The sequence below is a fragment of the Limnochorda sp. LNt genome (assembly GCF_035593265.1).
Taxonomy (GTDB): domain Bacteria; phylum Bacillota; class Limnochordia; order Limnochordales; family Geochordaceae; genus Geochorda; species Geochorda subterranea.
The window spans coordinates 438,529-461,361 of the sequence record NZ_CP141614.1; the positions used below are offsets into that span (position 1 = coordinate 438,529).

The window sequence follows — 22,833 nt, forward strand, 5'->3', positions numbered from 1 at the left end:
TGCAGGGTCGATCCCCGCGCACGCGGGGGAGCCGGTTTCCTGATGGCCCGTTCGGTCAATTCCGAGGGTCGATCCCCGCGCACGCGGGGGAGCCGCATTGTGCTCATCCGCCAACCGGAGGGCATAAGGTCGATCCCCGCGCACGCGGGGGAGCCTGACGTCCGGCCCTGTTGCTCCGTGATGGTCAAGGTCGATCCCCGCGCACGCGGGGGAGCCCTCTGCGAGGCCCTCCTCATCGCCTCAAACTGCGGTCGATCCCCGCGCACGCGGGGGAGCCCCTGTCACGGCCTCTGCGTCGCGATGGAGGCAGGGTCGATCCCCGCGCACGCGGGGGAGCCGCGTCAACGGCGTGCTCCAGCAGCTAGCGGACAGGTCGATCCCCGCGCACGCGGGGGAGCCCTGCTGCCGGACGTCGATCTCTCCTGGGAAAACGGTCGATCCCCGCGCACGCGGGGGAGCCGCAACGAGCCGCCGGCGCTTGTGGAGCGGCCAGGGTCGATCCCCGCGCACGCGGGGGAGCCCCCATCGCGCCCGCGGGCCATGAGCGGGACCAAGGTCGATCCCCGCGCACGCGGGGGAGCCTCCTCGGTGTTCGACCGCACGGCGTTGGCCATGGGTCGATCCCCGCGCACGCGGGGGAGCCATCTTCTGGGCCTGCTCGTCGAGGGCGCGGAGGGGTCGATCCCCGCGCACGCGGGGGAGCCCGCTCGTGTGCGGCCCTGTCGGCAGTCTGCGGGGGTCGATCCCCGCGCACGCGGGGGAGCCCCGTTCCTGGCGATCTCCGACCGCGTACATCAGGGTCGATCCCCGCGCACGCGGGGGAGCCCGGTAGCGGTACAGGGGTGGGATTTCTGGCGGCGGTCGATCCCCGCGCACGCGGGGGAGCCGCAGAGTACAGGATACGGGATCCGTGGGATCAAGGTCGATCCCCGCGCACGCGGGGGAGCCACGTCTCCTCCCCTAGCCTCCTCCCCACCTCCAGGTCGATCCCCGCGCACGCGGGGGAGCCATGCACTCGCCAACCGACTCGCCATGTTGAGTGGGTCGATCCCCGCGCACGCGGGGGAGCCACGAGCCCCGATGATCTCGCCCGCCTGGCGGCGGGTCGATCCCCGCGCACGCGGGGGAGCCGTGCCCTACCGCAACCGGCGCGGCGGCGACGAGGGTCGATCCCCGCGCACGCGGGGGAGCCCGCTGGTCATCCGCCCGGCGCTGTTCGCTGTCGGGTCGATCCCCGCGCACGCGGGGGAGCCGCCGAGCGGGCGCTGATCGCTGCCATTAAGGCAGGTCGATCCCCGCGCACGCGGGGGAGCCGCTTCGCCCGACGCTATCCCCGGCTCCTGGCGGGGTCGATCCCCGCGCACGCGGGGGAGCCGCGCCGTGCTCATCAGCCAGCCGAAGGGCGTAGGGTCGATCCCCGCGCACGCGGGGGAGCCCACGTCCCCCCACGGTCCGCCGCTCCTAGGTGACCGCTCGGAAACCGTACCCCACGGGGTATGAGCTGATGGGGTTTGAAGAATAGAAAGTCGATGATGAACGCCGGAGGGCTTTCTTGGACAGTAACCATTGATACACCTCTATGAGCTTTCTGTAGCTTTGTATTGCTGCACCGCTCTTGCGTTCACGCCCGTTTTCGTGGTACGATGCGGCTGGAAACCACCTCCGGGCAGGGAGTGGAGCGGCGTGCTGGGCCGGCGCAACCGGCAGACCACCTTCGACGACGTCACCTGGCGACAGCGCATCCCCAAGGACTCCTACTGGTGGCGGCTCCACGACTGGGCGGTGCAGAACCTGGACGAATCGATGTTTGCTCCGCTGTTTGACGCCCGCACCGGAAGGCCTTCGGTGAGCCCGGTCCACACGTTTCTGGCGCTGTTGATCCAGATGGAGAAGGGCTACTCGGACCGGGAGATGGAGCAGGAATCCCGCTTCGATGACCGGGTGAAGCTGGCGATTTTGGCGGGCGGGACTTTGAGGGCATCGATGCGGTGACGCTGTGCGACCACCGCCGGCGCTTCTTGCAGCATGGCATCGCGGCGGCCATGCTGGAGAGGACCCTGGCCTCGGCCAAGCAGGCGGGGCTGTTTTCGCCGGAGCGCTCCCAGATCGTCGATTCCTTTCTCATCCACGGCGGGGCCGCCGTGCAGGACACCTACACCCTCATCCGCAAGGGTATCGTGCGGGTCCTGGCGGTGGCCCGGATGCACGAGCTGGACGGTCCGCTTTCGGCGGTACTGAAGCGCACCGATTACCACCAGCCGGGCAAGCCCCGGATCGACTGGGACGACGCCGAGGCCCGCCGACAGCTGCTCCAGGCGCTGGTCGACGACGCGTCGGCCCTGGTGGCGGCGGCGCGGGCGCTTGCGAAGGTGCCCGAGGACTTGAAGGCCATGGTGGACCTGCTGGAGCGGGTGGCCACCCAGGACATCGAGCGGGACCCGGACGGGACGGTCCGCCTCAAGCAGGGGGTGGCCAAGGACCGGGTCATCTCGGTGGTCGACCCCGAGATGCGCCATGGCCACAAGACGGCCTCGAACCGGGCAGACGGCTACAAAGCCCATCTGATGACGGGCGGCGAGGGCCACCGGCTGGTCACCGCCGTCGCGGTGACGCCCGCCAACGCACCGGACGACGCGAGGCTGGAGGCGATGCTGGACGACCAGGAGCGGCACGGCCACCGCCCCGCGGAGGTGCTGGGCGATCAGGCGTACTTCGACGTCGAGCGCGCCCGGCGCCAGGCCGAGAAGGGGACCCTCATCGTGGCCAAGGCGCCCCGGCGACGAACCGGGAGGGCGCTCTCGAAGGAGGCCTTCGCCCTGGACGCCGACGCCGGCACGCTCACCTGCCCCGCAGGGCAGACGGTCCGCTTCGACCCGGGCCGACTGCAGCACCACAAGGGGTTCGTGGTGAGCTTTGCGGCCGAGGCCTGCGGGGCCTGTCCCCTCAAGGCCCGCTGCACGCCGGCGGCGGCCCGTCAGGTCACGATCCACCCCTACGAGGTCGAGCTGCGGCAGGCTCGGGCGTACCAGCGCACCCCGGCCTTTCGGGAGCGCTACCGGCTGCGGGCCCGCATCGAGCGCATCGTGCGGCAGCTCAAGACCCACGGGGCCCGCAAGGCGCGCTACTGGGGTCGCATCAAGGTGCGCTTCCAGCTCCTGCTGGCCGCCATCAACCACAACATCAAGGAGGTGATGGCCGCCGGGCCACCCGTGGGGGTGGTGGGCCCCGCATGAGTAAGAAGCTGGAAGACAAGGAAAAGAGAAGGGAAACCGGGGGTTGGAAAGGCAGCACGACGCGCTCCGCCCTCCCGTCGAAGGCCGCGATTGGGTCGAGCTCGAACCCGCTGGCCGCATGCCTGACCTTTCAAACCCCCTACCAAAGGCCCGATTCAACAGGAAACCGAGCAGTCACCTAGGGGCGGTCGATCCCCGCGCACGCGGGGGAGCCCAGGACGCCGTATGGGCCAGACCGTTCGACTCGGGTCGATCCCCGCGCACGCGGGGGAGCCTAAGCGTCGAGAGGAGGTGACACTTTGAGCCGGGGTCGATCCCCGCGCACGCGGGGGAGCCGGCCCCTGGCCTCCATGACGCGGCATGGGCTCGGGTCGATCCCCGCGCACGCGGGGGAGCCATGGCCTGTGGGATGGGCGCGCCGGTCTCCTGGGGTCGATCCCCGCGCACGCGGGGGAGCCACCTAAGCCTGGTGCGAGCCGCGCTTCGCGCGGGGTCGATCCCCGCGCACGCGGGGGAGCCGCGACCAGTGGCAGGGTGCCAGCGGTAGCCGAGGGTCGATCCCCGCGCACGCGGGGGAGCCTGAGGCTGGAGGATGTGCGGGTTGGGATGAGGAGGTCGATCCCCGCGCACGCGGGGGAGCCAGCTCCTCGTAGCCCTCGACGGCTGTCCATGGGGGTCGATCCCCGCGCACGCGGGGGAGCCTATCCTTACATAGCGATTCGCTTTGGAGAATCAGGTCGATCCCCGCGCACGCGGGGGAGCCGGCCCCGGAATGGGCGCCCTCACGGGGCGCTCGGGTCGATCCCCGCGCACGCGGGGGAGCCTTGTGGAGATCGCATGGGAAACCGTAGCGGAAAGGTCGATCCCCGCGCACGCGGGGGAGCCACATCACGATGATCGAGGTGGCCGGGTGGCGGGGGTCGATCCCCGCGCACGCGGGGGAGCCTCGCCGCGGGAGGTACATCGCCTGGCCGCGGAGGGTCGATCCCCGCGCACGCGGGGGAGCCATGGCCGCGAGCCGGGCCAGCCGCTCCTCGCGCGGTCGATCCCCGCGCACGCGGGGGAGCCTCGGTACCCGAGCACGTCCAGCAGCGCCAGCAGGGTCGATCCCCGCGCACGCGGGGGAGCCTCGCTGCTGTGCTCCTGGGCTCGGATGGCCTCGGGTCGATCCCCGCGCACGCGGGGGAGCCTTGTGGTGGCAGATGCAACAGAACGTGAGCGAGGGTCGATCCCCGCGCACGCGGGGGAGCCCGACCTGCTGCGTCGCGGGCGTACATGGCCGCGGGTCGATCCCCGCGCACGCGGGGGAGCCCGGTTTTGGGCAAAACGGCAGAGGCTTCGGCAGGGTCGATCCCCGCGCACGCGGGGGAGCCCTGGACTGGATGGCTGCTTCCTGCAGCCGAGGAGGTCGATCCCCGCGCACGCGGGCAGAACCTGCGCCAGTAGCTCAGCCGCCCTAATCAAAGGCCGGAGACGGCTGGGCCCACGAGGGTAGCGGGCGGAGGGGCTCTTTCTTTTTTTCGCTGGAAATGGGGGCGGCAAGCCTCCAGCAAAAGGAAAGCACCCCCGGGCGACGAAGACGATGGCCAGAACACGCGACCAGGGGGTGCTACAGCCGATGGGAGCCACGCCCTCCCACCGGCGGGTCCGACAGTTCGCCGCGTACATGGCCTCCACCTTCTGCCTCGGCCGGCACCTGCGCGGCCTGCGGGATCGGCGCCGGCGGGTGGAGGTGCCCGGCTTCGTCATCGGCTGCGTGCTTTCGGTGGGGTCAGCCTGCGGGCCCGGTCGATGATGGAGCTGGAGCGCTGGGTGCGGGCCGGCGCCTTCCGCAAGCTGGTAGGACGCCACCGATTGCCGCTTCGGGACTGCCTTCGGGACTGGGCCATGGCCGCCGACGTGGCCTCGGCGTGGGCGATCAACGACGCCATCCTGGCCACGGCCCGCAAGAACAAGACCTTCCGGGGCGGCAGCGTGCATGGCTGGCATGTGGTGGCGCTGGATGGGACCGAGGTGCTGCGCACCCAGGCCCGCTGCTGTGCGGCTTGCCAGGTCTACCGGCATCGGGACGGGCGGGTGGAGTACGCCCACCGGGTCGTGGCGGCCCAGACGGTGCGCTGGCGGCATGGGGACGAGGGGACTATCCGAGTCGGTGCAAGGGTCGGGACGTGCCGCCGGTGGTGTGGGCATGGAGCCCCAGCGGCCGAAGGAAGGGGAGGTCGACGCTGCCTGCGACTGCTTCGGCGCCTGCAGGGCACGCACGGGCATTTCTGCGACGTGGTCACGGTGGATGCCCTGTACGCGCAGGCTCCCTTCCTCGAGGCGGTGCGCGCCCTGGACTGCACGTCGTGGTGCGCCTGAAGGACGAGCGCTACGCGGTCGTCCAGGACGCAGCGGGACTGCGCCGGGGCCGCCGCTACGGCGAAGCCTTTGTCACCCGCATCGGCTCCTTTCAGGTGGAGGTGCGGGTGTGGGACAGCCCGGAGCTGACCAGCCGGGAGGGGCTCAAGCACCCTATCCGAGTCGTCTATGCCGAAGAGGAGCTGAGCTGGACGGAGCACCAGGGGACTGCCGTCTGGCACTGCAAAGCCCTTCGCATCCTGGAGGTGGCCACCACGCTGAGCCCGGCCGAGGCCAGCGGCCGGGTGGCGTGGAGATCGCCCGATCCCGTTGGGGGTAGAGATGAAGGCTTCCGGCAGCCGAAGCAGGAGTGGCACCTGGACCATGGCTTCCTCCACCACCCGACCGGCATGCAGGTGCTGTGGGCGTTGCTGGCCGCTGGCTACAACCTCTTTCAGCTCTTCCTGGCCCGCCGCATCCGCCGCCGCGGTCCGTGGGAGCAGACCGAGCGGGGCGTGGCCGAGCGGCTGCGGGCGGAGCTGCTGATCGGGGAGGGACCGCTGGGGCTGTATCTGGTCCCGGACACCAGCTGACCCTCCCGCCGGCGGGTGGGGGAAGCCGACCGGGCAAGCCGTATGTTGTGGAAGCCAGCCGGGTGGCCCCGGGGAGGGGGGGAGGTGCCCGGCTCGTTTTGTCCTTCTGACCCCCACCTCACCAATCAACTAACAACTTCTTACTGGTAAACACTGGCGCGATCTCTGGCACGCGGGGGAGCCTCTTGCAACGGCGCCACTCGAGTGGTAAAATAACCATTTTCCCTATGTAGTCGGCTCAGAAGGCCGACCTTGTCAAGGAGCTTCGAGAGCCAAGCTGCCTCGATCCTGCGTAACATTGGGGGCACCGGGTTCGCGAACGTGCCTTCGGGCCATGTGGACGGATCCCCTCCCCGTCGATGGGCCCGGGAGCAAGGCTAGCCACACGGCCTCCCGTCGCGGCTTCTTTCTGCGCCGTGCCGCGGTGCCGACCGGGGCCTATGACGCGCTCTGCTTCTGATGGGACGACAGGGTCGTACCGCTCTCGCGGGGCCCCCAGCCGCGCTCTTCTCCTTTTGACGCCCCGCCCCCGCTCGGCTATGGTGAAGGGTGCGCACGGCGCCCCGTGCGCCGGCGCCCGAGGGAGGCGGACAGGCCATGAAGGTGCGCATGCGCATCCCCAAGCGGCAGGAGTGGGAGTTTAGGGGCCCCCGCACCGTCAAGAGCATCCTCGAGGAGCTGCGCCTCAACCCGGAGACCGTCATCGTCATCCGGGGCGACACGCTGCTCACCTCCGACGCCGTGGTGGAGGACGCCGACGAGATCGAGGTGCGCCCGGCTCTCTCCGGCGGGTGAGGTAAACTGCTGGCGTGAGGGGTGAGCCGCCGCGTGAAGTGCGTCAAGTGCCGCCAGCCGGCCGTGGTGGAGGTGCGCCGCCACAACGCCGGCTTCTGCCGCGAACACTTCGTCGAGCACGTGCTGCGCCAGGTGGAGCGCACCATCGACGAGCTCGACATGCTGCGCCGCGACGACCGCATCCTGGTGGCCGTCTCGGGCGGCAAGGACAGCCTGGCGCTGTGGGACATCCTGCAACGGCTCGGCTACCGGGCGGACGGGCTCCACGTCCACCTGGGCATCGGGGAGTACTCGAGCGAGTCGGCCGTCAAGACCCGGGCCTTCGCCGAAGGGCGCGGCCTCACGCTACACGAGGTCTCGGTGGCCGAGGAGCTGGGCTTCGGCATCGAGGAGCTGTCGCGCCGCACCCGGCGCATCCCGTGCTCGGCCTGCGGTACGACCAAGCGGCATCTCTTCAACCGCTTCGCCCGGGAGCACGGCTACACCGTGGTGGCCACCGGCCACAACCTGGACGACGAGGCCGCCACGCTGCTGGGCAACATCCTGCACTGGCAGACCGAGTACCTGGGCCGCCAGTCGGCTGCCATGGAGGCCACCGAGTCGGGCCTGGTGCGCAAGGTCAAGCCCCTGGTGCGCCTGGCCGAGCGCGAGGTGGCGGCCTATGCCGTGCTGCAGGGCATCGACTACCAGGTCGACGAGTGCCCCATGGCCGTCGGCGCCACCTCCCACCTCTACAAGGAGGTGCTCAACCGCCTGGAGGAGGTGGCGCCCGGCACCAAGCACCAGTTCCTCTGGGGCTTCTACGAGCGGGGGCGCCGGCACTTCCCCCACGAGAGCCGCACCCTCAACGCCTGCAAGGTGTGCGGGGAGCCCACGACGGGGGAGATCTGCGCCTACTGCCGGCTGGCCGAGCGGGCTCGGGCCGCCGCGGCTGGCACGCGGTGACGACCGCGCGGCCCGTCGCGCCCCCCCGCCGCGCCCGCGCCCATAGCGGCCGCTCCTACCACTCCACCGGCACCACGTTGAGCTGGTACTCCCCGGCGAAGACCGTGGAGCGCCCCCCGTGCTCCGCCGGCATGACGGCCCACGCTGGCCCCGCAAGCGGCAGGGCGACGCTCCCGTGCTCCTCGCTGTCGGGCAGGTGCCCCACTACCCGCAGCATCCGGGTCTCCGGCACGCGGTCGTCCACGTAGACCCGCTCGACCCGCATGACGGCCTGGCCCAGCTTGTCGACGCCCCGGCGCAGGTTGACCACGCAGTCCTGCCCCACGTAGGCCTGGTGCAGGGCGCTGGCCAGCTGTCGGGGGTCGTCCACCCATTGCGTTCGCACCGAACCAGCCCTCCCGCTCAAGAGTCTGGCCGCCCGGAGCGCCCCCGCCGCGCAAGGAGACGGGCCTTCCGGGCGGAACCTGCTGGCAGGGGGAGCCTCTCCCTGGAAGCCGCGGAGGGGACGGTGGCACCGGTGATCTCGCCGGGGTGGTACCGGAGCTTCTTCGACGAGCTGTACCTGCACACGTACGACCCGCTCCTGACGCCCGAGTACACGCGCGCCCAGGTCGACGACCTGGAGATCCTGCTGGAGCTGTCGCCGCCGGCCGACATCCTCGACATGCCATGCGGCCAGGGCCGCCACAGCATCGAGCTGGCGCGGCGGGGCTACCGGGTGACGGGGGTGGACCTGTCGGCTTACCTGCTGGGGGTGGCGCGGGAGCGGGCCCGCTCGGCGGGGGTCGATGACGAGGCCCTGGAGCTGGTGCACTGCGACATGCGGGAGTTCGTGCGGCCGCGCTCGTACGACGTCGCCCTCAACCTCTTCAGCTCCTTCGGCTACCTGGAGGACGAGGAGCAGGACGCCCGGGTGATGGCCGCCTTCTTCGAATGCCTGCGGCCTGGCGGGCGGCTGGTCATGGAGATGATCCACAAGTACTGGCTGCTGCGCTCGGGCCACGAGCATCTCTGGGTGGAGACGCCGGGGGCCTTCACCCTGGAGCGGGTGCGCTTCGACGTCGCGACGGATCGCACCGAGACGGAGCGGATCGTCATCCTCGACGACGGGCGGGTGGAGCGTCGCCACTTCAGCGTTCGCCAGTACAGCCTGGTGGAGCTGGCGCAGATGGCGCGCCGGGCCGGCTTCGAGCTCGTGGGCGCCTACGGGACGCTGCGGGGCGACGAGCCCCTGACGCTGGAGTCCCGGCGGATGGTGGCGGTCTTCAGGCGGCCGTGAACGACGGTCATTGCTGGAGTTACGGCATTGGCACAGAATAGAGGCGCCAGGAGGTCTTACGGTCCGGCAGGGGTTGTCGGGCATCACTTTACCGAGGTGCGCATGACACCCGAACGTCTACGTGCCCTGATCAGAAGCGGCGAGACCAACGCCGTCGAGTTCAAGGGAGAGAGGCGCGGGCCGCTCTCGGATCGCGACCTCGTCGAGGCCGTCGTCTGCCTGGCTAATCGGCCGGGCACGGAGCATGGGTGGCTTCTTGTCGGCGTCGAGGACGACGGAGAGATAACCGGGCTTCGGCCGAGGCAGAGGGGGCGGTGGCCCGACCCCGTGCAGGTGCAGGCGCTCATCGCCAACCTGACCCGACCGTCCCTGGCCTGTCGGGTAGAGATCGTCGACGTGGGCGGCCGCAAGGTGATGGCCGTCGAGGTGCCTCCGGTCGCCACCCCGGTTGGTACGGCGGACGGCAAGTACCTGCGCCGTGGGATGACCCGTGACGGACGGCCGGAGTGTGTGCCCTTCCATTATCACGAGATGCAGTCACTGCAAGCCACACGTGGCGTGCTGGATTACTCGGCCCTCGTGATACCCGAAGCCACGTGGGATGACCTGGATCCGTTGGAGTTCGAGCGCTTCCGTCGGAGCATTCGCGAGAGTGGTCGAGGCGATGCCTCCCTGCTAACGCTCTCGGATGTCGACCTGGCCAAGGCACTGGGGGCGGTCGAGGCAAACCACAAGGTGCGAGGCATCCGGCTTCTCGGGCTGCTGCTCTTCGGGCGCGAAGACGTCCTGCGCCGGTACATGCCAACTCACGAGGTCGCCTTCCAGGTGCTCGAAGGCACGCTCGTCAAGGTCAACGACTTCTTTCGCTGGCCCCTGCTGCGCGTCATGGAGGAGTTAGTGGCCAGGTTCCAGGCTCGCAATGCCGAACAGGAAGTCTCCATCGGGCTGCTACGGATCGGCGTCCCTGACTACCCCCTGCGGGCGTTCCGTGAGGGGCTGGCCAACGCCCTGGTGCATCGTGACTACACGCGCCTCGGCGCCGTGCACGTCCAGTGGCATCCTGACCGAATCGAGATCTCCAACCCCGGAGGGTTTCCGGATGGGGTGCGCCTTGATAACCTGCTCGTGACCCCTCCGAGGCCACGCAACCCTCTGCTGGCCGATGCCTTCAAGCGTGCGGGCATCGTAGAACGTACCGCTCGTGGCGTCGACACCATCTTCTACGAGCAGCTTCGCAACGGCCGTCCCGCGCCAAGCTACCAAAGGAGCACGGAGACCGACGTCGTGCTCGTGCTGCCTGGCGGACAAGCCAACCTTGCCTTCGTGCGGCTGGTCATCGAGGAAGACCGAGCGGGACGCCCTCTGGGATTGGACGAACTGCTAATCCTCAACGAGCTCTGGCTCGAACGTCGCATCACGACCTCCGAAGCGGTCCGCCTGACCCAGAAGTCCCAGACCGAGGTGCGAGCCGTGCTGGAACGGCTCGTCGAGTCGGGTCTCATCGAGGCGCGAGGGGAAGGACGGGGCAGGAGCTATCATCTGTCGGCCAAGACGTACCGTCGGCTGGGCGAAGCAGCTGCCTACGTCCGTCAGCGGGGCTTTGAGCCGATTCAGCAGGAGCAGATGGTGCTCCAGTTCGTCCGCTCCCATGGTCGCGTCACGCGCGGCCAGGTGATGGAGCTGTGCAGGATCGGGCCGTCCCAGGCGACGCGGCTCCTTCGGAAGATGACCGAGAGCGGCCGGCTCGTCCGGCACGGCACGGGCAAGGGCGCATGGTACGCCCCGGGCGACTGAGATACGTGCGCCGACATACGTGCGCACCACAAACCCTTCGTGCGCGCTCGTATATACGTGCGCTGCACGTAAACGCTCAGTACCCCACCGCCTGCCCGTCCTTGCGGGGATCGGAGCCTGCGATGTAGACCCCCGTGTCGGGGTCGCGCCAGATGATCTGCCCGCCGCCGAACTCGATGGGGGGCCGCTCCCGCACCACACGGTGCCCGAGCTGCTCCAGCGCCGCCGCCACCCCCGCGTCGAAGCCCCGCTCCAGTGCCACCTGCCCGCCCGGCATCACCCGCAGGCGAGGGGCGTCCAGCGCGGCTTGTGGGTTGAGACCGAAGTCCACCATCGCCGAGACCACCTGCACGTGGCCCTGGGCCTGCATGTCGCCGCCCATCACGCCGAAGGCTGCCAGCGCCTGGCCCTTGCGGGTGATGAAGCCCGGGATGATGGTGTGGAAGGGACGCTTGCCGCCGGCCAGCTCATTGGAGTGGCCGGGGATCAGGTTGAAGCCGGCGCCGCGATTGTGCAGGGCGATGCCGGTGCCGGGCACCACCACGCCCGACCCGAAGCCGTAGAAGTTGGACTGGATGAACGAGACCATCCGCCCGTCGGCGTCGGCGGTGCAGAGGTAGACCGTGCCGCCGGCGGCCCGGCGGTCGGGGATCGGGTCGGGGATGGCGCGGTCGAGCCGGATGCGGCCGGCCAGGGCCTCGGCCACCGATGGGTCGGTGAAGCGCTCGACCGGCACGGGCGCTCGGCGGGGGTCGGCCACGTGCTGGTAGGCCTCGTGGAGCGCCAGGCGCAGGGCCTCGGCCAGGACGTGGGCGTGGGTCGGGTCGAGGTGGCGGATCTGCTCGCGGGAGGCTCCGCCAGAGCCGGTTGCTCCCAGGTCGAAGTGCCGGGCGATGCCCAGCGCCAGCAGGGCGGCCACCCCCTGGCCGTTGGGGGGCAGCTCCCACACCTCGATGTCGCGGTAGGGGACCGCCAGCGGCTCCACCCACTCGGGGGCGTAGCGGGCCAGGTCCTCCCGGGTCAGGTAGCCGCCGGTGCGCTCGGCGTAGCGGGCGATGGCTTGGGCCAGCTCACCCCGGTACATGGCCTCGCCCCACGACTCGCCGATGAGCCGCAGCGTGCGGGCCTGGTCGGGCTGGCGAAAGATCTCGCCGGCCCGCGGCGCCCGGCCGCCAGGCAGGAAGGCGGCGCGGAAATCCTCCCGGCGGCCCAGGCGCGCCTCGGAGGCCTGCCACGCCGCCGCCGTGCGAGGGGGCACGGGGTGCCCCTGGTCGGCGTACTCGATGGCCGGCTCCAGCACGTCGGCCAGGGTCATCCGCCCGAAGCGCCGCAGCAGCTGCACCCAGCCCGCCACCACCCCGGGCACCGTCACCGGCTCCCACCCTTCGGTGGGCATCTTCTCGAGACCCCGCCGCCGCAACAACTCGGCATCGAGCGCGGCCGGGGCGGGGCCCGAGGCGTTGAGGCCGTGCAGGCGCTGGCCGTCCCAGACGATGGCGAAGGCATCGCCGCCGATGCCGCACGAGGTGGGCTCCACCACCACCAGGGCCGCGGCCGCTGCCACGGCGGCGTCCACTGCATTGCCGCCGGCCAGGAGCATGCGCAACCCCGCCTGGGCGGCCAGCGGGTGGCTGGTGGCCACCATGCCCCGGCGGGCCAGCACCGGCATGCGGGCGGAGGGGTAGGGGAAGCGGGTGTCCATCGCGGCCCTTCCCTTCCTCATGTCATGGCGGTGTCGGTCCCGTTTGCTACTTCCAGCCCTGGCAGGGGGCTCCTCCGTGGAGCGGCCCCTGGCGTGTTTGACAGCAGGGCGGCCGCCATGATAGCCTGATGCAAGCGACGAAGAGCGTGCCAGCGGTTGGCCTGATGGCCGACCGGCCCATCTGATCGCTGAATCCTCCCGTCTCGGGCGGCGTGCTCCGCATCGGGCCGTGCCCGCCGGGAGGAGCGGGGGACCCAGCCTTCACGGGGCGAATCTGGCCGACGCTTGTCCGAGCGGCATCGCCCGAGAGCGGCGAGTCGCCGCCTGCCGTGACGGGGCAGCCCGCCCCGGGTGCCGGCCGGAAGGGTCAGACTCCTTCGACCCGAGCCCGTCAGCTAACCCCGCAAGCGTGGGAGGAGAAGGTGGGCCCGGCGTCCATGCGTCCCGCTCCCTGCGTCTCGGGTCGAGTCGAAGCCGGGCTTCCCTTCGCAAGTGCATGAGGTCCTCGTGCGTGCGGTCCGCGCGCCGTCGCCGACGGGCGGCGGTGAGGCCGCGGCGTCACGTGCGCGACCCCTGGCGTCTCCGGGCGGCCGTGCGCCCACGGCCGTGCGCCCACGGCCGTGCGGCCCGGGGCGGCGGGGCCGTGATGGCCTCGGGGGCCGGTCGCTCGCTGGCCCGAGGAGGAGGGACGCACGCATGGACCGACCCCGCATCGCCGTCATCGGGGCAGGCGCCGGGGGGCTCGCCACAGCCGTCCACCTGAGTCTGGCCGGGCTGCCACCGTTGCTGGTCAACCGCAGCCCCGACCGGATCCTCCCGTTGATGGAGCGGCCCGTCGTCGCCGTGGAGGGCGTCTGGCAGGGCGAGGTGCCGCTGGCCGCAGCCACGGCCGATCTCTCGGTGGTCGCCTCGGTCGACGTCGTCATCGTCGCCACACCGGCCACCGCCCACCGCGAGCTGGCGACGTCCCTGGCGCCGTACCTGTCGGCTCGCCACCTCGTCGTCCTCCACCCCGGGCGCACTCTGGGGGCGCTGGAGTTCGCCGCGGTGTTGCAGCAGGCCGGCACCCAGGTGCGAGCGGTGGCCGAGACCGACACGTTGCTCTACACGGCCCGCAGCTACGCGCTGGGCAGGGTCCGCGTGAGCGGCCTCAAGCGGCGCGTGCGGGTGGCGGCGTTGCCGCCTTGGCAGACGGCAGAGGTGCTGGCCGTGCTGAGGCCGCTGGGGCCTCGCTTCGTGCCGGCGCCCCACGTGCTGGCCACGGGCATCCACAACATCGGCGCGATGTTTCACCCGGCCCCCATGCTGCTCAACGCGGGGCGCATCCAGGCCGGCGAGCGCTTCGAGTACTACCGGGAGGGCATCACGCCGGCCGTGGCGACGCTGGTGCGGGGGCTGGACCGGGAGCGGCTGGCCGTGGGGCGCGCCTGGGGCGTGCGGGCCGAGCCGGTCGAGACCTGGATGCGCCGGCACTACGGCCTGCCCCGGGAGCTCGAGACGCTGGAGGCGCTGGTGGCGGCCAACTCCGCCTACGCCGGGGTGATGGCGCCCGAGACCCTGGAGCACCGCTACCTGCTCGAAGACGTGCCGACGGGGCTGGTGCCGCTGGCGCGCCTGGGGCGGCTGGCCGGCGTCGAGACGCCGCTGATGGAGGCCGTCATCGACATGGCCTCGCACCTGGTGGGCGTCGACTTCCGCCGGAGCGGCCGGAGCCTGGAGCGCATGGGCCTGGGCGGCGTCAGCGCCCGGCGGCTGATGGAGATCGTGATGACGGGGCTGCCGGCCCCGAGCGAGATGGGGGAGCCGGCGGACCTGGCCCTGGAGGCCCTCTCCTGAGCCGGCCGCCGCTCGGCGGCGAGGCGAGGGCTGCAGGGCCGATGCGTGGGCGATGTCGAGAGGGGGATGTCCCATGGCTCGTGGCAGGGTGCGCATGCTGACCGCCGCGGTGGGCGAGTGCGTCCACGTGGCGGGGCTGTACCGCTTCAGCCGGATGGCCCAAGACGCTGGCTTCGACGTCCACTTCATGGGGCCGGCGGTGAGGACGGAGCGGCTGGTGGCGGCGCTGCGGGAGCACGACCCGGCGGTGGTGGGGCTCAGCTACCGGCTGACGCCGGGGGCCGGCCGTCGCGTCCTGGAGTCGTTGCGGACCCGTCTCGTGGCAGAGGGGCTCGCCTCCGGGCGGCTCTTCCTCTTCGGCGGGACGCCGCCGGTGGCGGCGGAGGCCCGGACCCTGGGATGGTTCGCCCGGGTCTTCGACGGGACCGAGGACGACCGGGAGACGGCCATCTACCTGCGGCGGCTGTGGCAGGCGCTGGCCTCGGGGCAGCCGGCCGAGGTGGCGGCCCGGGCGGCGGAGCAGGCGGCCGGCGACGAGTCCGAGCGGCACTACCCCCAGACGCTGCCCGAGCGCATCGACTGGCAGCGCCCCTATCCCATCATCCGCCACCACTTCGGATTGCCGAGCCTGGAGGCCACCATCGAGGGGGTGGCGCGGCTGGCCGAGGCCCGGGCGCTCGACGTCATCTCCCTGGCCACGGACCAAAACTGCCAGGAGTGCTTCTTCCGCCCCGAGGAGATGGATCCCGAGCAGGACGGGGCAGGCGGGGTGCCGGTGCGCACGGCGGAGGATCTGCGGCGCATCTACCAGGCCAGCCGCCGGGGTAACTACCCGCTCATGCGGGCCTACAGCGGTACCCGCGATCTGATCCCGATGGCGGAGCTGCTGGCCGAGACCCTGCACAACGCCTGGGCGGCCGTGCCGCTCACCTGGTACAGCATCCTCGACGGCCGCAGTCGCCGGCCCCTGGAGCGGACCATCCGCGAGGCGCAACAGGCCTTCGCCTGGCACGGGGCCCGGGGCATCCCGGTGGAGTCCAACGAGTCGCACCACTGGAGCCTGCGGGACGCGCCCGACGCGGTCGCGGTGGTGATGGCCTTCCTGGCCGCCTACAACGCCCGGCAGGCGGGTGTGCGCCACTACGTCGCGCAGTACATGTTCAATACGCCGCCGGCCACGTCGCCCGCCATGGACCTGGCCAAGATGCTGGCCAAGGCGACCCTCATCGAGGGCCTGCACGGGCCCGGCTTCACCAGCTACCGGGAGACGCGCCTGGGCCTCTCGAGCCACCCGGCCGACCTGCTGGTGGCCAAGGGCCACCTGGGATCCTCGGTGCTGCTGCAGATGGCCCTGCGGCCCCACATCGTGCACGTGGTGGCCTTCTGTGAGGCGGATCACGCGGCCACCCCCGACGAGATCGTCGAGAGCGTCAAGATCGCCAGGGGCGCCATCCGCGACGCCATGAGCGGGCTGCCCGACATGGCCGCCGACCCGGCCGTGCAGGCCCGGCGAGACGAGCTGCTCGACGAGGCCCGGGTGCTGCTGGAGGCCATGGCGGAGCTGGCGCCGGCGGGCGTCGACGACCCGCTGGCTGACGCTGCCACCCTGGCCCGGGCGGTGCACGTGGGCCTCATCGATGCGCCTCACCTGCGCAACAACCCCGAGGCCCGGGGCGAGGTGACCACCCGCATCATCGGCGGCGCCTGCCGGGCCGTCGACCCTGCCACCGAACGGGTGCTGCCCGAGCGTGAGCGGGTGCGGCGCGTGCTGGACGCGGCGGTGCGGGAGGGCCGACTGCCGCGCTCGGTGCGGTTGGCGAGGTGATGGGGATGGCGGCCATCGCCGGCGGCATCGGGCGACCGTCACTGGAGACGGTGCGGCGCATGGCGGCCGCCATCGCCCACCGGGGACCGGGCGGGGCGCGGTGGTCGGTCTGGCCCGAGACCGATCCCCGCGTCGTCTTGGGACACGGCAGGGCGGGGTGGACGGCTGCCGACCGGGAGGTGGCCGGTCCGTCCGGGGCGGCCGAGGAGGACGCGGCGCTGGCCGCCGCGCTCGTCGGCGGCGAGGGTCCGAGCGGCGCCCTGGCCGGGGACGATACCGGGCCCGGCATGCTCGCGACGCGGGCGGCTGCGGCCGTCCGTCTCCTGCGCGCCACGACGGGGGGCTACGCGCTGGCGGTCTGGCGAGAGGACGGCCAGGGGGGCGGCTGGCTCGCCCTGGCCAGGGATCCCATCGGGATCCGCCCCCTCTACTGGGCCCGCACGAGGGAGGCCGTCTACTTCGCCTCGGAGATCAAGGCCATCCGGGAGGCCAGCCGGACCTACCGGGCCTTTCCGCCGGGCCGGGTGGCGGTCTTGCGGATCACGGCGGACGGGGCTCTCCAGGGCCCGGCCTGGGCGGCGACGCATCGCCTGCCATGGGAGACGATGCGCGACGCCGAGCGGCCAGCCGGAAGGGCACCGGAGCGCGCCGGTCGCGAGGCGGGGCCGTCGGTGGCCGCGGGTGCGGCGGTGGCTGGGCTCGAGCAGGAGCCCGAGGCGGCGCTCGATCGCCTGGAGACGCTCCTGCGGGCGGCCGTCGCCGCGCGGGTCGAGGGGGACGGGCCGGTGGGCGTGCTGCTGAGCGGCGGGCTCGACTCGAGCCTGGTGGCGGCGCTGGCGCGCTCACGGGTCGGCGGCCCTCTTTTGAGCTTTGCCGCCGGCACCCCCGACAGTCCCGACGTCGAAGCCGCGGCCCGGGTCGCACGGGCGCTGGGCCTGATCCATCACGTGCGCCTGCTGACCGAGGCCGACGCCCTGCGGCTGTTGCCCGAGGTGGTCTATCGCCTGGAGAGCTTCGACGCTCCGCTGGTGCGAAGCGCGCTGGCCAACCACCTGGCCGCCGAGGCGGCCGCGGGCCGGGTCGGGGCGGTGCTCAGCGGCGAGGGCAGCGACGAGCTCTTCGCCGGGTACGCGAGCCTCGAGGGGCTGGAGGGGCCGGCCCTGGAGCGGGCACTGTCCGCGTTGATGGGACTGCTGGCCGACACCGGCCTCCAGCGGGTGGATCGCATGGCGCAGGCTTTCGGGATCGAGCCCAGACTCCCGTTTCTCGACTGGCCCCTGGTGGCCTGGGCCTTCGCCATCTCCCCCGACCTCAAGCGGCGCCACGAGGGCGGCCGGGTCGTCGACAAGTGGCTGGTGCGGTGTCTGGCGGCGCGGGTGCTGCCGGCCGAGGCGGCGGCCATCGCCACGCGTCCCAAGCAGAAGTTCTCGCAGGGCAGCGGCGCTGCGGGGCTGCTGGCGCGGCTGGCCGAGCAGGCCATCTCCGAAGCGGAGCAGCGTCGCCTGCAGGCCCGCTATCCCCGCCTGCCCCTGGGCTCCCGTGAGCAGGCGTGGTACCTGCGGCTCTTCCTCGACGCCTACCCGGAGCCCGAGGCGGTGGACGCGGTGCGGCTCAGCCGCAGCGTGGTGCCCGGCGAGGTGGCCTGACGTGCATAGGGCGGCCGGCTGCCGCGCGACGATGGTGGCGGGAGGCGGTCGCACATGGCACGTTACCTGGGGCCCCGCCACCGGATGTGTCGACGGGTCGGCGAGCCGCTCTGCGGCCGGCCCGACTGCCCGGCCCTCAAGCGTCCCTATCCGCCGGGGCAGCACGGGCGCGCGGCGGGGCGGCGTCGCATCTCGCAGTACGGCAAGCAGCTGCTGGAGAAGCAGAAGCTGAGGTTCATCTACGGCGTCTCGGAGCGCCAGCTGCGCAACTACTTCAAGGCGGCCAGCCGGGCACGGGGGCGCACGGGCGAGCAGCTCCTGCGCTACCTGGAGACCCGTCTCGACAACGTGGTCTACCGCCTGGGGCTGGCGCCGACCCTGCCGGCGGCCCGGCAGATGGTGGTGCACGGCCACGTGAGGGTCAACGGCCGCAAGGTGGACCGGCCCTCGTACCGGGTGCGCCCGGGTGACGTCATCGAGCCTCGCGAGCGCAGCCGCGACATCCAGCCGCTGCGGGAGGCGCTGGAGCAGGGCGCCACGCCGCCGCCCTACCTGGAGCTGGACCGGGAGCAGCTGCGGGGACGGGTGCTGCGCTACCCCGAGCGTGAGGAGATGCCGGTCAAGGTCGACGAGAGCCTGGTCGTCGAGTTTTACGCTCGCTGAGGCGACCGCGCTCGCCGGCACGCGGTCGCTCGGCTCCGGCCCCTCTCGCCTCCTGCCCCGTTTGAAACCGCTACGAAGGGAAGCCATCCTGCCACGGCGAATCGATCTTATCACCGAGAGGCCCCCGCGTCGTGCCGCCGCCCCGGCGTGCGCGAGCGGTGGGCGGCCGGGCCCCTCCCAAACGGAAGGTAGGTCGACATGCATCTGGTGGTCTGCGTCAAGCAGGTCCTGGACCCGGAGATGTCGCCGCGGGACTTCGCCGTCGACCCGGTCGCCAGGCGACCGATTGCAGGCAGGGCCCCGCTGGTCATCAGCACCTTCGACGAGATCGCCCTGGAGGTGGCCCTGCAGCTGCGGGAGGCCGTGGGCGGCGGCACGGTGACGGCCCTCACCCTGGGGCCCAGGTCGGCCGACGAGGTGCTGCGCAAGGCGATGGCCATGCAGGCCGACCGGGCGGTGCGCATCGACCCGGGCGGCCTGGGGGAGGGCGATGCCTTCGTGACGGCGTCGGCTCTGGCCGAGGCCATCCGCCGCAAGCTGTCGCCCTTCGACGTGGTGCTGTGCGGGCGGCAGGCCGGCGACACCGACGGCGGGCAGGTGGGCCCCATGCTGGCCGAAGCCCTGGGCCTGCCCATGGTGGCCAACGCCCTGCGGGTGCGACCCGGGCCCGACGGGAGCCTACACGTGGAGCGCGAGACCGAGGAGGGCACGGAGGTCGTGGAGGTGCGCCCGCCCGTGCTGCTGACGGCCACCAACGCCGAGTCCAACGTACCGCGCATCCCCAAGGTCAAGGACGTCATGGCCGCCCACCGCAAGCCCATCGAGGTGATGGCGCCGTCCGAGCTGGGCCTCGCGGGAGAGGGCCTCCCGGCCCGCACCGCGGTGGAGGCCCTCGAGGTGCCGCAGCAGAGCCGGCAGTGCCGCATGGTGGAGGGCGACTCCCTCGAGGAGCGGGTGGAGTCGCTGGTGGCGGCTCTGCTCGAGCTCAAGGTGCTGTGAGCGGGAGAGGACGATGCAGCGGATGAGCGTGCTGGCCGTAGTGGTGGCCCCGCAGGGACGCTCGCCCTCGGGTTGGGCCGAGCTGATGGGGGCGGCGTCGACGGTGGCCCGCCTGACGGGCGAGCCCGTCGAGGCACTGGTAGCGGGTGCCGATGGGCCGTCCCTGGAGGCTCTGGCGCGGGACCTGTGGCGGAGGGGCGCCGACCGGGTCTGGCGACTGGCCAGCGACGGCCTGACCGAGCCCGACCCTGATCGCTACGTGGCCGCCCTCGCCTGGGCGGCGGGGCGCCTGGAGCCCACGACCCTGCTGATCAACGGCGATCCCCTGGGCGCGCAGCTGGGGCCACGGCTGGCCATGCGCATCGGGGCCGCCAGCGTCACGGAGGTGGTGGACGTCCGGCCCGGCGAGCAGGGCCGGCCGGGGTGGGTGCGGCCCATGTACGGGGGCAAGGCCATGGCGGTCGTCGGCTCCCGCCAGGCCCGCACCGTGGTCAACGTGCGGCCCCGGGCGTTTGCAGCGCCCGCGGCGCGCAGCGGCGAGCCGCCGGCCGACGCGCTGGTCTCCCTGGAGCTGGACGCCGGAGCCCTGCCGGCTCCCCGGCTGCGGGTGCTCGAGCGGCGCACCGCCGCCTCCGACGGCGTGCGCCTCGAGGACGCCCGGATCATCGTCTCGGGCGGCCGGGGCATGGGCGGGCCCGAGGGCTTCCAGGTGCTGCAGCAGCTGGCCGAGGTGCTGGGGGGCGCGGTGGGGGCCTCCCGGGCGGCGGTGGATGCCGGATGGGTGCCGGGGCACCTGCAGATCGGCCAGACGGGCAAGATGGTGGCGCCCGACCTCTACCTGGCCGTGGGCATCAGCGGGGCGAGCCAGCACCTGGCCGGCATCTCGGGGGCCCGGCACGTGGTGGCCATCAACAAGGATCCCGAGGCGCCCATCTTTCGGGCGGCCGAGATCGGGCTGGCCGAGGACTGGCGCAAGGTGTTGCCGTCGTTGATCGAACGCCTGGCCCAGGCGCTGGGGCGGGCGCCCGGCTCCCGGGCGAGCTGAGCGCCCGCTCCCGGCGGGCGACCGCGAAGGGGCGTTGGCATCGTGACGACACCGGCTCCTGCACCGGCCACCCTGGACATCTCCGAGGCGACGCGCCAGGTCTTCTGGAACATCCCCTACGCCGGCGTCGTCGTGATGTACGTGCTGGTGGCGGTCACCCTCGGGATCTTCTGCTACGGCATCTACGAGCACTACCGCATCTGGCGGCGCGGCCGCCCCGTGGACCGGCTGCGCCCCGTGGGGCGGCGTCTCGGCCTGGTGGTGCGCCACGTCCTGGCCCACGGCCGGCTGCTGGCGGACCGGGCGGCGGGGCTGTACCACTTCGCCTTCTTCTGGGGCTTCGTCACCCTCTTCGCCGGCACCGTCGTGGTCTTCATCCACTACGACCTCGGCATCCCCATCATGCGGGGGCGCTTCTACCTTTACTTCCAGTCGCTGGCGCTGGAGGCGCTCGGGCTGGCCGCCGTCCTCGGCGTGGCCGCGGCCATGGTGCAGCGCTACGTGCTCAAGTCGCCCCGATTGCGCCGGGGGCTGTGGTCCGACGCCTACGTGCTGGGGCTGTTCGAGGTCGTGCTCGTGACGGGCTTCGTGGTGGAGGGTCTGCGCATCGCGGCCACCGACGACCCTTGGGGCCCGTGGAGCTTCGTGGGCTACGGCGTGGCGCGGCTGGTGCAGGCAACCGGGATGGGCGTCGAGGCCATGCAGGCGTGGCATGCGGCGATGTGGTGGTTTCACTTCGTCGTCACCATGGGCTTCATCGCCTACATCCCCTACTCCAAGCTCTTCCACCTGCTGCTGGCGCCCGCCAACGTCTATCTCCAGCCCCTGGAGGCGCCCGCCTCGCCCAAGCCCATCGACTTCGAATCGGTGGAGCGACTGGGCGCGGCGGCCTTCGAGGACCTGACGTGGAAGGACCTGCTGGACGCCGACGTCTGCACCGAGTGCGGGCGCTGCACCGCCGTCTGCCCGGCCCACATGACGGGCAAGCCGCTGTCGCCCATGCAGCTGGTGCTGGACCTGCGGGACGAGATGAAGCGCACCGACGGCGCCACGTCCCGGGTGCTGGCCGGCGAGGTGATCCGCCCCGAGACCCTCTGGGCCTGCACCACCTGCATGGCCTGCATGGAGGCCTGCCCGGTCTTCATCGAGCACGTGCCCAAGATCCTGGATCTGCGCCGGCACCTGGTGATGGAGCAGGCCGAGGCTCCCGACACCATGCAGGAGGCGCTCCGGAGCCTGGAGGCCAGGGGACACCCCTTCCGGGGCGCCACGGCCAGCCGCACCGACTGGTACCGGGGGCTGGACGTGGTCGAGATCCCGGCGGCGGGCAGCGCCGAGGGGGTCGACGTCGTCTACTGGGCGGGGTGCGCGGCGGCCTTCGACGAGCGCAACCAGCGGGTGGCGCGGGCCCTGGTGACGGTGCTGCGGAGGGCGGGGCTGCGGGTCGGGGTGCTGGGCGGCGAGGAGCGGTGCACGGGCGACCCGGCCCGGCGGATGGGCAACGAGTTCCTCTTCCAGCAGCTGGCCGCCGCCAACATCGAGACGCTGCAGCGCTACGGCGTGCGGCAGCTGGTGACGAGCTGCCCTCACTGCTTCAACGTCTTCAAGCACGAGTACCCGGCCCTGGGCGGCCACTTCGGTGTGCGCCACCACACCGAGCTCCTGGCGGAGCTGGTGCGCCAGGGCCGCCTCGAGCCGGCCGCGGCGGCGGGCGAGGCGCTGCGGCGACGCATCACCTATCACGATCCCTGCTACCTCGGACGCCACAACGGCGTCTACGACGCCCCGCGGGTCGTGCTGCAGGGCCTCGGGGACAGCGACGTGGTGGAGATGGCCCGCAGCCGCGACAAGAGCCTCTGCTGCGGCGCCGGAGGCGGCCGGGCGTGGGTGGAGGAGCGGGGCGACGAGCGGGTGGCCCTGGTGCGGGCTCGCGAGGCCGTGGCCACGGGCGCCGGTGTGGTGGCGGTGAGCTGCCCGTTTTGCATGCAGATGCTGGAGGACGGTGTCAAGGGCGTCACCGAGGGGAGCCGCCCGGTGGAGGTCCGTGACATCGCCGAGCTCCTGGAGGAGTCGACGCGGGAGATGGAGGGTGTGGCGGCACCGGGGGCCGCGAGGGGGATCGAGGAGGCCGGTTGACC

General features: G+C 72.1%; 18 protein-coding genes and 2 CRISPR repeat arrays (1 of these 20 only partly in view). Of the genes, 16 read left to right on the plus strand and 2 right to left on the minus strand.

The genetic code is table 11. The annotated features are described in order from the left end of the window. Positions 1–1,436: a CRISPR direct-repeat array (repeat unit 28 nt; unit sequence GGTCGATCCCCGCGCACGCGGGGGAGCC); it begins 7,990 nt to the left of the window's first position. 247 nt (positions 1,437–1,683) lie between these two features. The 7 genes from VLY81_RS02080 to VLY81_RS02110 all read left to right on the plus strand — a co-directional run bounded on the left by VLY81_RS02080 (position 1,684) and on the right by VLY81_RS02110 (position 7,906). Then, positions 1,684–1,992 carry a transposase gene (locus VLY81_RS02080; RefSeq protein WP_324669374.1) on the plus strand — a complete coding sequence of 103 codons (309 nt, stop codon included), beginning with the start codon at positions 1,684–1,686 and terminating at the stop codon, positions 1,990–1,992. Beyond that, positions 1,989–3,233: a transposase gene (locus VLY81_RS02085; protein WP_324669376.1), complete on the plus strand. Its 1,245-nt coding sequence runs from the start codon at positions 1,989–1,991 to the stop codon at positions 3,231–3,233. The genes VLY81_RS02080 and VLY81_RS02085 overlap by 4 nt, the downstream gene beginning before the upstream one ends. Positions 3,234–3,419: 186 nt before the next feature. Beyond that, positions 3,420–4,667: direct repeats of the CRISPR family, unit length 28 nt; unit sequence GGTCGATCCCCGCGCACGCGGGGGAGCC. Between the two features lie 148 nt (positions 4,668–4,815). Then, positions 4,816–5,028, plus strand: coding sequence for a hypothetical protein (locus VLY81_RS02090; protein WP_324667807.1), 213 nt, complete (start codon positions 4,816–4,818; stop codon positions 5,026–5,028). Further along, complete coding sequence (locus VLY81_RS02095; RefSeq protein ID WP_324669377.1) at positions 5,025–5,594, plus strand: hypothetical protein; 570 nt, start codon at positions 5,025–5,027, stop codon at positions 5,592–5,594. Before VLY81_RS02090 ends, VLY81_RS02095 begins: the two co-directional genes overlap by 4 nt. Next, a complete protein-coding gene (locus VLY81_RS02100) occupies positions 5,582–6,166 on the plus strand; it encodes a hypothetical protein (protein ID WP_324669378.1) in 585 nt (194 codons plus the stop codon). The genes VLY81_RS02095 and VLY81_RS02100 overlap by 13 nt, the downstream gene beginning before the upstream one ends. A 597-nt stretch (positions 6,167–6,763) precedes the next feature. Beyond that, entirely contained in the window at positions 6,764–6,961 is a 198-nt protein-coding gene (locus tag VLY81_RS02105; protein WP_324669379.1) for a MoaD/ThiS family protein, read from the plus strand. Positions 6,962–6,994: 33 nt separating this feature from the next. Next, on the plus strand, positions 6,995–7,906 hold the full coding sequence (locus VLY81_RS02110) for a TIGR00269 family protein (RefSeq protein ID WP_324669380.1): 912 nt from the start codon (positions 6,995–6,997) through the stop codon (positions 7,904–7,906). Between the two features lie 55 nt (positions 7,907–7,961). Here VLY81_RS02110 and VLY81_RS02115 read toward each other — a convergent pair whose 3' ends face one another. Next, on the minus strand, positions 7,962–8,291 hold the full coding sequence (locus VLY81_RS02115) for a hypothetical protein (protein ID WP_324669381.1): 330 nt from the start codon (positions 8,289–8,291) through the stop codon (positions 7,962–7,964). A gap of 123 nt (positions 8,292–8,414) precedes the next feature. Between VLY81_RS02115 and VLY81_RS02120 the strand changes: the two genes are divergently transcribed. Both VLY81_RS02120 and VLY81_RS02125 read left to right on the plus strand, forming a co-directional pair. Then, complete coding sequence (locus tag VLY81_RS02120) at positions 8,415–9,185, plus strand: SAM-dependent methyltransferase (protein ID WP_324669382.1); 771 nt, start codon at positions 8,415–8,417, stop codon at positions 9,183–9,185. A 102-nt stretch (positions 9,186–9,287) separates the two neighbouring features. After that, entirely contained in the window at positions 9,288–10,979 is a 1,692-nt protein-coding gene (locus VLY81_RS02125; protein WP_324670315.1) for an ATP-binding protein, read from the plus strand. Between the two features lie 76 nt (positions 10,980–11,055). Here VLY81_RS02125 and VLY81_RS02130 read toward each other — a convergent pair whose 3' ends face one another. Beyond that, positions 11,056–12,681 carry a gamma-glutamyltransferase family protein gene (locus tag VLY81_RS02130; protein WP_324669383.1) on the minus strand — a complete coding sequence of 542 codons (1,626 nt, stop codon included), beginning with the start codon at positions 12,679–12,681 and terminating at the stop codon, positions 11,056–11,058. A gap of 696 nt (positions 12,682–13,377) precedes the next feature. Here VLY81_RS02130 and VLY81_RS02135 point away from each other — a divergent pair. The 7 genes from VLY81_RS02135 (at position 13,378) to VLY81_RS02165 (ending at position 22,831) form a co-directional block, all read left to right on the plus strand. Further along, a complete protein-coding gene (locus VLY81_RS02135; protein WP_324669384.1) occupies positions 13,378–14,517 on the plus strand; it encodes an NAD/NADP octopine/nopaline dehydrogenase family protein in 1,140 nt (379 codons plus the stop codon). 73 nt (positions 14,518–14,590) lie between these two features. Continuing rightward, positions 14,591–16,342 carry a cobalamin B12-binding domain-containing protein gene (locus VLY81_RS02140; RefSeq protein ID WP_324669385.1) on the plus strand — a complete coding sequence of 584 codons (1,752 nt, stop codon included), beginning with the start codon at positions 14,591–14,593 and terminating at the stop codon, positions 16,340–16,342. A gap of 5 nt (positions 16,343–16,347) precedes the next feature. Continuing rightward, the gene (locus VLY81_RS02145; protein ID WP_324669386.1) at positions 16,348–17,988 is read left to right on the plus strand and encodes an asparagine synthase-related protein; all 1,641 of its coding nucleotides are present in this window, start codon (positions 16,348–16,350) and stop codon (positions 17,986–17,988) included. Between the two features lie 54 nt (positions 17,989–18,042). Then, a complete protein-coding gene (gene rpsD / locus VLY81_RS02150) occupies positions 18,043–18,651 on the plus strand; it encodes a 30S ribosomal protein S4 (protein ID WP_324669387.1) in 609 nt (202 codons plus the stop codon). Positions 18,652–18,849: 198 nt separating this feature from the next. Then, positions 18,850–19,650, plus strand: coding sequence for an electron transfer flavoprotein subunit beta/FixA family protein (locus VLY81_RS02155; RefSeq protein WP_324669388.1), 801 nt, complete (start codon positions 18,850–18,852; stop codon positions 19,648–19,650). A gap of 22 nt (positions 19,651–19,672) precedes the next feature. After that, the gene (locus tag VLY81_RS02160) at positions 19,673–20,695 is read left to right on the plus strand and encodes an electron transfer flavoprotein subunit alpha/FixB family protein (RefSeq protein ID WP_324669389.1); all 1,023 of its coding nucleotides are present in this window, start codon (positions 19,673–19,675) and stop codon (positions 20,693–20,695) included. 42 nt (positions 20,696–20,737) lie between these two features. After that, a complete protein-coding gene (locus tag VLY81_RS02165; RefSeq protein WP_324669390.1) occupies positions 20,738–22,831 on the plus strand; it encodes a (Fe-S)-binding protein in 2,094 nt (697 codons plus the stop codon). Positions 22,832–22,833 lie beyond the last annotated feature (2 nt).